This is a genomic window from Caballeronia sordidicola (assembly GCF_001544455.2).
In the GTDB taxonomy this organism is placed as follows: domain Bacteria; phylum Pseudomonadota; class Gammaproteobacteria; order Burkholderiales; family Burkholderiaceae; genus Caballeronia; species Caballeronia sordidicola.
This window is the reverse complement of sequence record NZ_FCOC02000009.1, coordinates 192227-205587: the sequence shown is the minus strand read 5'-3', so window position 1 is coordinate 205587 and position 13361 is coordinate 192227. Positions and strand designations below refer to the sequence as shown.

Genomic DNA, 13361 nt, shown 5'->3' with positions numbered 1-13361 from the left:
GAGTGATGCGGAGAATTCAGGCGAATGTCATGCCACAGGATGCCGGTGAAAAGCCGAATACCGGCCAGTCACGTGATGCTCGAGTTGCCGTTCTATATCGGCGAGCAGGCTCGACGCGCCGATTCGAAACAGCTCCGGTTCGAGCCATTCGCGGCCGAGTTCCTCTTTCATCAGGATCTGGTATTCGAGCACCGACTTGGCCGTGGACACGCCGCCCGCAGGCTTGAAGCCGATCATCACGCCGGTGCGCTCGAGGTATTCGCGAATCATGCGCACCATGACGAGCGAGACGTCGAGCGTGGCGTTCACGCCTTCCTTGCCCGTCGACGTCTTGATGAAGTCGGCGCCGGCCATCATGCAGACCATCGACGCCTTGGCGATGTTCGACAGCGTGCGGATATCGCCCGTTGCGAGAATCGCCTTGATATGCGCCGGGCCGCATGCCGCGCGAAAATCGCGCATTTCGTCGTAGAGGGCTTGCCAGTTGCCCGTCAGCACGTGTTCGCGCGTGACGACAATATCGATTTCCGCCGCGCCGTCTGCAACAGACGCCTCGATTTCCTTCAGCTTCAGCGGGTGCGGAATCAGGCCAGCGGGAAATCCCGTCGATACCGCCGCGACCGGAATGCCGCTGCCGTGAAGCGCCGCGACCGCGGTCGCAACAAAGCGGTGATACACGCACACCGCGCCGGTTGTAATGCCGGGCGGCATGCCGAGCGCTTCGAGCAGGTCGTCGCGCACCGGGCGGCGTGCCTTCGCGCACAGGCGTTCCACGCGCGCGGCGGTATCGTCGCCATTGAGCGTGGTCAGGTCAATGCACGTGATTGCCTTCAGCAGCCACGCGGCCTGCGCGTCCTTCTTGACGGCGCGGCGCGTGCCGAGCGTACTGACGCGCCGGCCGACCGCCGATTGATTCACGCGCAAACCGTCGATCCACGACAGATCCAGCGGCACGCCGGGATTGCGCTCGGCATGGCCGGCTTGAGGTTTTCCGCGCAACGGAACGACAGATTGGGAGGCGACATCGAGCATGAGTAGGGCCGGTTGTGCAACGCACAACATTTTCCGGTTAATCGATACAGCATTCTAACATTATGTTGTTACGATCATAACATCCGGGAATACGCGTACATGCGCTTCGTTTTCTCGGCGGAGCGGCCCGGAATCGCACGCCAACAATTCATCGGAATCAGCCAGAAATCGTCAAGATTGTTCTCGCGGTTAGAATCGTGTATCAAAGGCGGATCGTCGGCGCGTGATACACACCGACACGGCGCTGCCGCCGAGGAGAGTTTGATGGACGCATTGCCACCCGAAGAAACCATCCGCAGCGCAGTAGACCGGTCGGTAAGCCGCTTGCGACTGCAGCACGAAATCGCCGTCCAGTTCGCGACCTCCGTCCTGCGCCTGCACAACGCCGACGCACTGCTCGACGAAGCGTGCAAGGCGGTATCGGCGGGATTGCATTCGCGCTTTGTCAAAGTCCTGCGTTATCAGCCGGAAAGCCAGACCTTCGTGCTGGAAGCGGGCGTGGGCTGGGACCCGGCGGATATTGGCACGACCGAACTGAGCGCGGACGACGCCAGTCCCGCCGGCCACGCTTTCACGAGCGGGCAGCCGGTGCTCTCCAATCACCTGGGCGCGGAACACCGCTTTCGCACGCCCGAACTGCTGACCCGCCATGGCATCAAGCGCGCCATCAACGTGCCGATTCGCGGCATTCCGGAAACCTTCGGGGTGCTGGAAGCCGACAGTTCCGACGACGAAGACTTCAGCGAAACCGACATTGTTTTCCTGGAAGCCATCGCGAATGTGATCTCAATGAGCCGCGAGCGCCTCGTGGCCGAATCCCAGACGGACGCCGACGAACTGTTTTCCACCAGCGTGCTGAACGCGAGCACCGATTGCATTCAGGTGCTGTCGCTGGAAGGCGGTGTGGAGTTCATGAACGACAACGGGCTCGCGGCGTTGAGTATCGACGACTTCGCGGACATTGGCGGCACGCATTGCCTGGACCTCTGGCCCGAGGAGCAGCGCGGCAAGGTTCTGCACGCGCTGGAGGCGGCGGCGCGAGGCGAACCCACGCGCTTCGAAGGCCCCTGCCCGACCTTCACCGGCGATGCGCGCTGGTGGGACGTGTCGGTCTCGCCGATCCGCGATACCGACGACCACGTCAAACGCGTCGTGCTCACCATGCGCGACGTGACCGAGCGGCACGAGAATGAAGAGAAGCTTGCCGCGCTGGTGTCGAGCCAGGAAATCCAGTTGGGCAACTCCGCGCTGATGATGAAGGAAGTGCACCACCGCGTGCGCAACAGCCTGCAACTCGTGCAGACGCTGCTCGCGCTCCAGGCGAACCTTGCAGGCGACAAATCCGTCACCATGCAGTTGCAGGCCGCCGCCACGCGGGTGCGCACTGTCGGCTCCGTGCACCATCGGCTCTATCAGGACGATGGCGCCGAAGCCACGGACGCAACCAGCTACTTGCGCGGGCTGACCGCCGACCTGGCCGAACTCGTCGCCGACCGGGAAGTCATCCTCGAAGGTGAATCTGTTGTGTTGCCTGCCGCGCGCCTCGCGCCGCTCGGGCTTGTCACGGCTGAACTCGTGACCAATGCGCTCAAATACGGCCGCGGCAAGGTGCGCGTCAAGCTTGAACGCACGAGCGACGCTGTGTTGCTCGCAGTCGAGGACGAAGGCGACGGGTTTCCGAACGACTTTCCGAAACCGCAAGGCACGGGTCTCGGCATGCGGCTGGTGACGACCTATGCCGGCAAGGGAGTGGGCGCCGTGACGGTCGATCGAAACGTGCCTTATAGCCGGATTGTGGTGAGATTCGCGCCGGGTTGAAGCCGGGTTGAAAGCAGTTTATCAAGCAATTACATTTCGATTAAATCAGCCATTCGATTAAATCCGGCTCAACATAATCGGCCACCATAATCGGCCATTTAATACCAGATCGCATATCAGACATACAAATCGATACAGCACGCCGTTTTACCGGATGTTAAGCTGAGGCCGATCAAGTATCTGCGTCGCCGTTGCGCATTCCCAGGAAGATTGGCTTACCGATCTGCAGCCCGGGCGGCGATCCTTGCCGTTCGGCATTCGCTCGCGACGATCCTTTCGAATCAGTCCAACCGGATACGTGCATATGACCAAGATCAGCAACCAGGACAGCAGGCAGTCGAATGAGTCGCGCACGAAAATCCTGATGTGCCCATTCACCAACTACACCAATCGCTATATAGAGATACAGAAAAATCTATTCACCGAGATTGGCTACGAGGTCATGCCCCTTTCAGTCAAGGGTTTGCTGCAAGGCGGATTCGCCCAGCTATTCAAACCGGACAACGTACTGGTGTTTCACTGGCTCGAATACCGGCCATTCAAGCGGGAAAAAGGCCGCGCCCAGTTCAGCGTCTCGGGCAGCCTGCTTTTCGCTTTCTATTGCACGCTGATAACCGTTGCAAGAGCGAAGACGGTGTACTTTGTGCATGACCACGTGGTTCACGACACAACCGGCTTCAACAGGCGGCTCGCCAAGCGCGTCATGTCGTTCATTCGCGGACTGGCCGATTTCCGTGTGGTCCATGCGCCGAACTTCGAAGAGAAATACAACGCCACGTATCTCCCACATCCGCTCTACTGGGATGCGCCGGGTCAATCGCCGACCGTGCCGAAGAAAGACAGCGGCAAGCCATTGTTTTCGCTGCTCGGCGTGATCCGTCCTTATAAGCAAATCGACGCCGTTCTGGAAAACTGGCCCAGCGAATGCAATCTGCTTATCGCCGGTCTGGGCACCGAGGCGTATCTCGCGACGCTCAACGAAATTCTCGACAGACGGTCGCTGCGAAGCGCCGTAAATCTGGACGCCAAGTTCCTGTCGGATGCCGAGTTCGCGCAAGACGTCGTCAACACGGACGTGATCATCCTGCCGCACGCGGCCGATTCCATGCTGGTGAGCGGCGCCTTTTTCGAGGCAATCGGACGCGTGCCGCTCGTGATCTCGCGCTCGACGCCCTTCATGAAATGGGCGGCCAACAAGTTCGACAACGTCCGTCTCTTCGACGACATCAGCGAACTTCCCGGCATCGTGCGCGCGATCAGCGATTCCTGGCCGGCGGCGGCTCAAAGCTCCGCCAACACCCTCGCCACCGATGAGTTCGGCTGGCGCGCATGCCACAGGCGCTATGAGCAGTTCTTCGAGTCGGTCGTCGGGCGACGCAAAGTGGCCGAGGAGCCCGTGGCGGAGTAACGCGCGGCAGTGCCTAGATCACGTTCTTTTGCCGAAGCAACTCGATAGTCTCTCCCGGTACATTCCAGTCGCGGAGAATCGCTTCGCTGTGCTGTCCCGGACTCGCGGGCGGCGCGCTCACTTCGGGCGCGGTGCGGCTGAATCGCGGCGCGGGTCCCGGCTGCGTCACGCCATCGATATCAACAAACACGCCGCGCGCCCGGTTATGCGCGTGCAGCGGCGCTTCGTCCATGTCGAGAACCGGCGCGAAACACACGTCTGTGCCTTCCATCAACTCGCACCACGCCTGCCGTGGTTTTGTCGCGAAGATGGCGGCGATCTTCGTTTTCAACGCTGGCCATTTGCTGCGGTCCATGTGATTGTCGAACTCGGGATCGTGGATATCGCAGAGCTTGAGCAGCAGCGCGTAGAACTGCGGCTCGATCGATCCCACCGATACGAACTTGCCGTCCGAGCACGCGTACGTAGTGTAGAAATGCGCGCCGCCAGCAAGCATGGCCGAGCCGCGTTCGCCCGTCCATGCACCGAACGCCTTGTAGCCGTAGATCATCGCGCCAAGCAGCGCCGAGCCCTCGACCATGGCCGCGTCGACGACCTGTCCCTGCCCCGAGCCTCGCGCCTCCAGCAGCGCGCACAGCACGCCGAACGCGAGCATCATCCCGCCCCCGCCAAAGTCCCCCAGCAGGTTCAGCGGCGGCACCGGCGGCGCGCCGGCGTGGCCGATCTCGTGCAGCATGCCGCTCATCGCGATGTAGTTGAGGTCGTGGCCGGCGGCGTTGGCGAGCGGCCCGTCCTGGCCCCAGCCGGTCACGCGTCCATAGACGAGCTTCGGATTGCGCCCGAGACATATGTCCGGTCCAAGCCCGAGCCGCTCCATGACGCCGGGGCGAAATCCTTCGATCAACGCATCGGCCTGACCGATCAGATGCAGCGCCAGTTCGCGCCCTTCCGGTTGCTTCAGGTCGAGAGCCAGGGAGCGACGCCCGCGCGCCATCACGTCGAACCGGGTGCCCTGCATGGGATAAGGCGTCGCGCCGCTTGCCGGTTTCCGGTCGATGCGAATGACTTCAGCGCCCATGTCGGCGAGCATCATGGCGGCGAACGGGCCGGGACCGAGCCCCACCATTTCGACCGCGCGAATCCCCTTCAGCGGCCCGCTCATGTCCTAAGCCCGGCGATCAGCACGCAAATGACTGGCGATTTCATATCGATTTATCCTTGGAGTGTCTGCAAGAAAAAGCGCATTGATTCAAGAGACTCAATAGACTCTACACCTCGCGCAGTCGATTTAATTGCGGCCGGCACCATCGAATAGAATTGGAAACTGATGTGCTGCTCAAGCAGTACGAAGACCAGCCAGCGGTCCGCGATCATCCATGGGGAGTCTGCTAATGCGTCTTCAGCCATTCGGGCGTGCGAGCCTTGGCGCCGCTTGCGTGCTTTTGTGTTTATCGGGGCAAGTGCAGGCGCAACCCGCCAGCGGCACGGCGCCGGCGCCTGCGGCCGAACTGGCCGTGACGCCCAATTTCACCGGCGACGACCCCGTGGCCGTCAGGGACGCGCTTGCCAGGAAACTCACACCCGGCAAGACACGCACGTTCGCTCATCGCGTGGAAGACCTGATCGGCACGGCGCTGCCCAAGACGCTCCACGATCCCGTGCTGACAGACGCGAATCTGGCCCGCGATCTCGCGTTCGTGGTGCCGGCGCCGTATGGCATCAGGTATCGCGCAAAAGTCCATGTCATGACCGTCGACGTAGACCTCTCGGACAGCGATCATCCCGATGCCATCGTGCTGAAAAAAACCATCATGGGACCGGGCGGGCGGAAGCTGGTCATCGCGGCGGAGGCGAAGGCGAAGGGATACATCCAGAACGTCGATGTGATCGAACTGGACATTACTGCGGCCAAGCGCAACAAGACCACGGTACGCGGGCGCTTTGTGTTGCCGGAAGCAGAGTTCGAAGCCGCGGGCGACGGCGATCTTGCGCTTGTGCTGATTTGCCGGGTCGTGCCGCCTTATCTGACCGAGACCGTCGAGCATAGCGATCCAACCAACGAAGAACCCACCGACATCACCACGCGCACCGCGACGCTGCATGCGCATGTTGGCGATGTGTGGCTCATCAATCGCGAGAAAGGCGTGGTGCTCGCGAAGGGACTGCATGTCGTGAAGTGATGGCGCGCGAACGCCCTGGAGACGTTAAACAGCCTTCAATCGCAGCGCGCAAGCTCGCGCCGTTCGGCATTTTGCAACGGAAATCCCGCGAATGCGCACTTCATCAGCGCGGGTAACGCCGCGTCTGGATCCGGATCGCGATCGGCGTGCGTGACGCTGACCCGATACACCGTCGCCCCGCTCGCGCGTCCCACAAATTGAACCGTCAGCGCGTGCACGTATCGCTTGCGCCCAAAGAATCCCGGCGGCGCTTCAGTGTCGCCGCACGCGCTTTCGGACGCCGCCGCCAAACACGCGGCCTGAACCCGGACGCGCTGTGGGCGGGTCGCGTAGCCAAGCTCGATCAGATAGTCGGCGTTGTCCGTGGATGCGGGCCGCAGACCCTGGGCCGTCATTGCGTCATCGAGTAACCGGGCAGCATTGCTGTCCGCCCCCGCCTGCAATTGAAGCGCATAAGTCATCGCGGCGCTGTCCGTGGAAAAAGCGCTTTCGCGATATGCGCTGACGCGCACCGGTTGCTCGCCCGCGCAGCCGCCCAGCAACGCGAGAAGAAGCACAGCGCCTGACATTGATCGTAGTTTCACTTTGCTCCTCGAATTCGTTATGGCTCGACGGCGTGCGTGCGCAGCGTGATCGTCACGGTCGTGCCCATGTTCAGGCCGCTTTCAATCGCGATGTCGCCCGCGTGACGGCTGACCACGGTCTTGACGAACGCCATGCCAAGACCGGTGCCATCGCTCGCGGGCTGCCCGGCGGCGTGAAAACGGCGAAAGCGCTCGAAGAGATGCGCCTGCTGTTCGCGCGCAATCCCGTAGCCCTGATCGCGGACCACGCAGATCACAGCCTCGGGCGTCGCCCTGACGATGCAATCCACGCGCGTCGCGGGCGGGCTGTATTTGACCGCGTTGCTGAGCAGGTTGATCAGCGCGCGCGTCATCAGGGAACGGTCGGCCAGCACCCAGAAGTGTTCGCCCTCGCAGCCGCATCGCACATCGATATGCTTGGCATTGGCCTGCGGCCAGATCTCGTCGCTGGCATCGATGGCAAGTTCGTGCAGGTTCAAAAGTTCCATCTGGTAATGCTGCGACTCGGCGCGCGCCAGTTGCACGAAGTCATCGGCGAGTGCGAGGGAGCGGCGCGCGTAGCGTTCAACGCGCGCGATCAGGTCCACCGCGCGCGGCGAATCGAGATGCGGCCGCTCGGTTTCGAGCAGCGCCAGGATGGATGCCTGCGGCGAACGCATGTCGTGCGACAGCAGGTGCAGCATGTCGTCGCGCTGGCGTTCGGACGCGTGCAGCGCGGTGATATCGATCCAGCTTGCAATCCATCCCGGCAATCCGCCCGTACTGGTCGTGCAGGGCGCGTAGCGCAGCATGTGATCGCGGCCACGGCGGTCGCGCACTTCAATGCCGCGCGTCATCACATCCGCATGGCCGCTCACGCGAGGATCGAGGACAGCAGGCCATGAAACGTCGCGGCTGGTTTCATCGACGAGGCGCACGAAATGGAACGTGCTGAACATGTCCATGATGGACATGTCGGTGAAATGCATGGGGCCAAGCTGGAAGCGCGCGGGGTCGTTGACCAGCAGGATGCGTCCTTCGTGATCGCAGACCACGATGGGTTCCGGCAGGCTGTTCAGACTGTCCCAGATGAATTGCCGCATGTTGCGCTGGCGTTGCACGGCCTCGCGCGTGAGTCCGATCAGCCGTTCGAGCACGTCGCCGGCCGCGCCCTGCGCTTTTTGATCGGACCCGGGCAGCAGGTTCGGTTCGGCGGCAAGCAGGCGCAGTTCCTGGCCGAGATAGGACATGGCGACTTCGAGACGCCGCCAGCTCCACAGCAAATAGATCAGCACAAGGCCGCCGAGCGCGGGAACCGGCGACAGCCAGCACGAGCGCGCATACATCAGCGCGGCGCTCGCGACGAGGCTGGCGAGCGCGAGCCCGATTGTCAGTATCAGCGACTGGAACGGCGACATCACCAGCAAGCCGCCCAGCAACAGCACGATGGGCAGGACATTGGCCCACGCGGCGGCGTGATCGTCCATGGGTTCGATGGCGCTGTCATTGAGCAGCGCGTCGAGGATCGTCGCGTGGATATCGACACCCGGCAATTCGCCGACAGCGCCGGATATCGGCGTGGCAAAACGGTCGCGCAATCCGGCGGCCGTTGCGCCGACAAGCACGATCTTGCCCGCGAAGAACTCGGGCGGCGCCTGGCCGCGCATTGCGGATGCAAACGACACGCGCGGGTATTCGACCGATGCACGCGAGAACGGAATCATCATTCGATGTGCGCGCTTGAGGTCATCGGCGGGAGCGGCTTCCTTTCTTTGCATGCCGGGGAGCAGCGCACGCGGCCCGCGCAACGCCCGGTACACCGGCACCATCAGCCCCGGCCACCACGCGCGGCCGCTGCCTTCGAAGAGCGAGACGCTTCGCGCAATGCCGTCGCGGTCGACATCGAGATCGATATGCCCAATGCCCGCGGCGGCATCGCGCAGCGCTGCAACCGGTTCGACGGCGGCCGGCGCGCTCTGGTTGACCGGCTGGCGATCGACCAGCAATGGCAGATAGGTCGGCACGCGTTTCATTGCGTTGGCGAAAGCGGCGTCGCCGGGCGATGACTCCGTGAACAGCACGTCGTAAGCAATGGCGCGCGGCTTCGCTTTCGCGATCTGCTCCAGCAGCGCCGCGTGCGTGTCGCGCGGCCACGGCCAGCGCCCGAGTTCGGCGATGCTTTCGTCGTCGATAGCAACGATCACGATGTCCCGCGCCGCCTCGCGTTTCGAATGCAGCAGCAGCTGGTCGTAGAACAGGAAGCTCGCGCGCTCCGTCAGCGGGCTGACGACGCCATGAACCACGGCCGCAATCCCGATTGCGCCGATCAGCGTCCATTCGAGCAAAAACCGCTTGCCCGTCGACGGACCTGGCCTGCGCCGGTTATGAAAAGGAAGGCGCCATGGCATGCGTCGCGCCTATCGCGTCTGGTTGAACGAATGGATTTCGCCGGGAACCGAGACGACGCGGCCGTTCTCGAAGACATCGACACCGATGCTCCAGTAGTACGTGCCCGGCGCCAGATGCGCGACTGACATGGCGCCGCCGGCTACATCGAGCAGATCGACAAGCGGCGCGCTCAGGTCGGCGTGCGTGGACAGGACGAACCGATACCGCGCGCCGGGTGACGCGCTGTCCACGTGCCAGCGAAACGCATAGCCGCCGCTTTCGGTCGGCGCGGCGCTGGGGTTGGTGGTATCGACGCGGCGGATGAACGTGAACACTTGCGGCAAGCCGTCTATGCCTTGCCGGTCCGTGGCGGACACGCGCACGAAGTAGTTGCCATCCGGAATGTCGTCGAAGGCCACGTGCCGGCCAGTCGAACGCTGGTCACGCAGCAGGTCGAGGAAACCGGCGTCGGCGGCGATCTCCGTGCGATACGCGCTGGCGCCATCGACCGGCGTCAAGTCGAATTCGACCTGCGCGAAACGCTGCAGCCTGTCCGGTTCCACAATATCGGGCGCACCCAGCAGCGGCACCGGAGCGCCCGCGGTTGCGCCCGTGAGCGTGACGTTGCCATAGCCCGCCACGACCACCGTCTCGGCGTCGCCCGGAAGCGGTTGCGGCGTGGCCGAACCATCCGGCGAACTGTCCACGCCGATCTTGCCCGCGAGCACTTCGACCGTCGTGGCGTCCTGCTGTGCCAGATAATTCACGCGAAAACGCGTGCCGCGCACGCCCGCGACCACTGAAGGCGAGGTGACGCGGAACGAATCGCGCGGATTCCTGAGCGGTGTGACATCGGTCGTGACTTCGCCTTGCTTGAGGTCGAAGCGCCGCTCGACCGCGCCCGTGAGGAGCGTCTTGCGCAAGCGCGCGATCCGGATCCGGCTGCTCGATGGCAACACGACGTGCGATCCGTCAGGCAGTGTCATCGATACGAATGCGTCGCGGCCCGTGCGGACTTCGTCGCCCTCTTGCAGCAACGCGCCGGCGCCGACCGGGATGAATGGCACGCCCGGCGCCGTGCTTTTTTCGACGCTGCCGCGCACCGCCTCTACCCGCGCGGTCAGCGACACCTGCCTGAGGCGCGCGGTCGGCATGGCAAGGCGAGAATTGACCTGCAAACGGCGCGGATTCGCGACGTAATTGAGATCGCGCAAAAGCCGCCAGTCGTCAGGACTCTCCATGTACCGGTCAGCGAGCGTGTAGAGCGAATCGTCGGACTGCACCACGTACGGCGTAATGTCGGGCGGCATGCGCTTCGCGTGCGCGGGATGCACGCAAAGGACGATGGCGGACACCATCGCGGCGGCGCGCCCGGTTTGACTGAACCCATTCACGACGAATCATTCCCCCACTTTTTCCAGCCGGTAGCCGTAGCTATAAATCGGCGTGATGCGGTAACCGTTTTGAGGCCGCAACACCAGCTTGGAGCGGATCTGCGACACGTGTGTATCGATGGTGCGCGAGGGAATGTCGACATCTTGCCGCCACACCGACTCGCGAATATGCGTGCGCGATAACGGCCGCGACAGGTTGCGAAACAGCAGCAGCGCCAGTTCGAATTCCTTTTGTGTCAGCGCGACCGTTTCGCCATTGACCGCGGCGAGTTGAGTGGCGATATCGAATCTATAAATGCCGTAGGTCTCATGCGCCGCGTCTTTTTGCTGCAGATAAATCCGGCGCAGCAACGCCTCCACGCGCGCGAGCAGCACGGGCGGCGAAACCGGCTTGAGAATGTAGTCGTCGGCGCCGGCGTTGAGCATCTTGACGATATCGCTTTCCAGGCTGCGGCTTGTCAGGAACAGAACCGGCAAATTCGTGGTGAGATTTTGCCTGATCCATTTCAGCACAATGTCTCCCGGCATTTCCGGCATGTTCCAGTCCAGCAGCAACAGGTCGAATGGCTGGCGCCTGAGTTCATGAATCAGGCTCTTGCCGTCCGTGAATAGCTGACACACATGCCCCGCCGAGGTCAGTGTCTGAGCCACGTATTCCGTCTGGCTCAGGTCGTCGTCCAACACGCAAATCCGCATTGCCTGATTCCCCGTTGAATAATCCAGACCGTCTTTTGCTAACCGTTCGAGTCGACTTGCCAAATACGTAAGGCGTTAATTTTTTCAGTCTAAAACCTGTCCGGCGTTTTATTATACTTTTTAACGGCTATTTATCGCATTTTGAATCAGCATCTTGTCGAGGCTTTTCATTACGTGGTCCCACGCTGCCGCTGAATAATCCTCTCTCGCCTTTGCACACATGCGCGCGAACGTCATCAACCGCCGTGCTGTTTGTTCGCAATGGGTCAGCGGAATCGGACCGTCCTCATCACTATTCAAGCCTGAAAACAGATCCCGGGAGGGTTCCACCGACCGGTTTAACGCGTCAAGCTTTTTGCGCAGAATATCGGCCAGCCAGGGCAACTCATCCGCGCATGAATCCGCATATGCCTCGACAGCCGCGCGTGCGTGGCGGTCGGCTTCAAGATCCAGTGTCAGCCGGCGCAGGCCGCTGGCGGCTTGGCCAGGCCGGATCGGCGACTTCAACGCAACCGGACCTCCGCTTGATTTGCACAACATTGCTAGCCCCCCGGCCTTTGTTCTCGATGGAATGTCGATTTAATCGCGTTCAGCAAGTCCGCTCAAAAGGGATTGCACCGCGTCGCGCTGCATATGGCTCAGACCGCAATCCCGTAACGTCATCAAGCGGTTTCGCCAATACCGCGCCTGGAAAATCGCGCCATCGGCGCTTAAGCGGACGCAGCGAAACATTACAGTCCGGATATGCGTTATTTCAGCATCGATAATACTCGACGCGTGATTTCCCTGGTAAAGCCTTTTGCTTTTCACAGATATCCCCGAGCTGACGTTTTGATCGCTTCATGGTCGGCCTCCCACGCGCTGGATTAAACAGTTCTCCGAATTGGGAACAAAACTTCTATTGCGTTTTCGATACGCCACTCTACCGCCGATGACTCGCGATTTAAGCGTAGTTTTCACTATTTAACAGTTCGCGCGGCGGCCTATCCCGGGCTGTCCCCTAGCGACCTGCCGGCTCCTGGCGCTTACACTTTCGCGGCTGCGGATTGCCGCTTTCATCGACTTACAAACCATCCATGACTCTCATGAAATCGTTCTTGCTGAAGCTGTCTGCGTGTGCGTTCATCGGCTTGACGGCCGCCATTTCAGCGCAGGCCGCCGAATTACACGTAATGAGTTCAGGCGGCTTCACTGCCGCCTACAAGATCCTCGGGCCGCAATTCGCGGCGACGAGCGGCAATACGCTCGACACGGCGCTCGGCCCGTCGATGGGGAAAGCGCCCGAAGCCATTCCAAACCGGCTGGCGCGTGGCGAACCCGCCGATGTCGTCATCATGGTCGGCTATGCGCTCGATGACCTGATCAAGCAAGGCAAGGTCATTCCGGGTTCACGCGTCGAGCTTGCAGACTCGCCTATTGGGATGGTTGTGCGTACTGGCGCGCCGAAACCGGATATCGGCACGATCGATGCATTGAAAGACACGCTGCTGCATGCGAAGTCCATTGCTTACTCGGACAGCGCCAGCGGTGTGTACATACAGAACGAGTTGTTCAAGCGGCTCGGGATCGAGGACCAGATTCGACCGAAGGCGACCATGGTCCCGAAGATTCCGGTGGCGTCAGTGGTTGCAACGGGTGAATACGAGGTTGGCTTTCAGCAGGTGAGCGAACTGCTGCCCGTGCCAGGCGTGACGTTTGTGGGCAAGATCCCCGGCTCGGTGCAATCGGTCACGCGCTTCGCCGCAGGCATTCCGGTGGGCGCGCAGCATCCGGCCGAGGCAAAGGCGCTGCTTCAGTATCTGGCGTCGCCCGCTGCGTTGCCCGTCGTGAAGCAGACGGGGCTCGACCCGGTGGCCTCGCATTGATGAATGCATGCGGGGGG

The 13361-nt window shown here is 61.9% G+C and carries 11 protein-coding genes; 4 read left to right on the top strand and 7 right to left on the bottom strand.

Annotated elements, in window-relative coordinates; all coding sequences use genetic code 11:
• Positions 1 to 27: 27 nt before the first annotated feature.
• On the bottom strand, positions 28 to 1032 hold the full coding sequence (gene deoC, locus AWB64_RS16640) for a deoxyribose-phosphate aldolase (RefSeq protein WP_060856519.1): 1005 nt from the start codon (positions 1030 to 1032) through the stop codon (positions 28 to 30).
• Between the two features lie 264 nt (positions 1033 to 1296).
• Between deoC and AWB64_RS16635 the strand changes: the two genes are divergently transcribed.
• Entirely contained in the window at positions 1297 to 2850 is a 1554-nt protein-coding gene (locus tag AWB64_RS16635; protein WP_060856570.1) for a sensor histidine kinase, read from the top strand.
• Positions 2851 to 3154: 304 nt separating this feature from the next.
• Positions 3155 to 4258, top strand: coding sequence for a glycosyltransferase family protein (locus AWB64_RS16630; RefSeq protein WP_060856518.1), 1104 nt, complete (start codon positions 3155 to 3157; stop codon positions 4256 to 4258).
• Between the two features lie 13 nt (positions 4259 to 4271).
• Here AWB64_RS16630 and AWB64_RS16625 read toward each other — a convergent pair whose 3' ends face one another.
• Positions 4272 to 5420, bottom strand: coding sequence for a CaiB/BaiF CoA transferase family protein (locus tag AWB64_RS16625; protein ID WP_060856517.1), 1149 nt, complete (start codon positions 5418 to 5420; stop codon positions 4272 to 4274).
• A 229-nt stretch (positions 5421 to 5649) separates the two neighbouring features.
• Here AWB64_RS16625 and AWB64_RS16620 point away from each other — a divergent pair, with 229 nt between their 5' ends.
• On the top strand, positions 5650 to 6438 hold the full coding sequence (locus tag AWB64_RS16620) for a hypothetical protein (RefSeq protein ID WP_060856516.1): 789 nt from the start codon (positions 5650 to 5652) through the stop codon (positions 6436 to 6438).
• A gap of 35 nt (positions 6439 to 6473) precedes the next feature.
• Here the strand turns inward: AWB64_RS16620 and AWB64_RS16615 are convergent, their stop codons facing one another.
• From AWB64_RS16615 to AWB64_RS16595, 5 genes are all read right to left on the bottom strand, one after another.
• Positions 6474 to 7022 (bottom strand): DUF4136 domain-containing protein, encoded by a 549-nt coding sequence (locus tag AWB64_RS16615; RefSeq protein WP_157766642.1) that lies wholly within the window; start codon positions 7020 to 7022, stop codon positions 6474 to 6476.
• Positions 7023 to 7039: 17 nt separating this feature from the next.
• Positions 7040 to 9409, bottom strand: coding sequence for a CHASE2 domain-containing protein (locus AWB64_RS16610; RefSeq protein ID WP_060856514.1), 2370 nt, complete (start codon positions 9407 to 9409; stop codon positions 7040 to 7042).
• A 9-nt stretch (positions 9410 to 9418) separates the two neighbouring features.
• Positions 9419 to 10783: a FecR domain-containing protein gene (locus AWB64_RS16605; protein WP_060856513.1), complete on the bottom strand. Its 1365-nt coding sequence runs from the start codon at positions 10781 to 10783 to the stop codon at positions 9419 to 9421.
• 6 nt (positions 10784 to 10789) lie between these two features.
• Positions 10790 to 11479 carry a response regulator transcription factor gene (locus tag AWB64_RS16600; RefSeq protein WP_060856512.1) on the bottom strand — a complete coding sequence of 230 codons (690 nt, stop codon included), beginning with the start codon at positions 11477 to 11479 and terminating at the stop codon, positions 10790 to 10792.
• A gap of 120 nt (positions 11480 to 11599) precedes the next feature.
• Positions 11600 to 11986, bottom strand: a complete 387-nt coding sequence (locus AWB64_RS16595) for a peptidase (RefSeq protein ID WP_157766641.1) — start codon at positions 11984 to 11986, stop codon at positions 11600 to 11602.
• Between the two features lie 578 nt (positions 11987 to 12564).
• On the opposite strand from AWB64_RS16595, the gene AWB64_RS16590 reads away from it, so the two are divergent.
• Positions 12565 to 13344, top strand: coding sequence for a substrate-binding domain-containing protein (locus AWB64_RS16590; protein WP_060856510.1), 780 nt, complete (start codon positions 12565 to 12567; stop codon positions 13342 to 13344).
• The last annotated feature ends 17 nt before the right edge of the window (positions 13345 to 13361 follow it).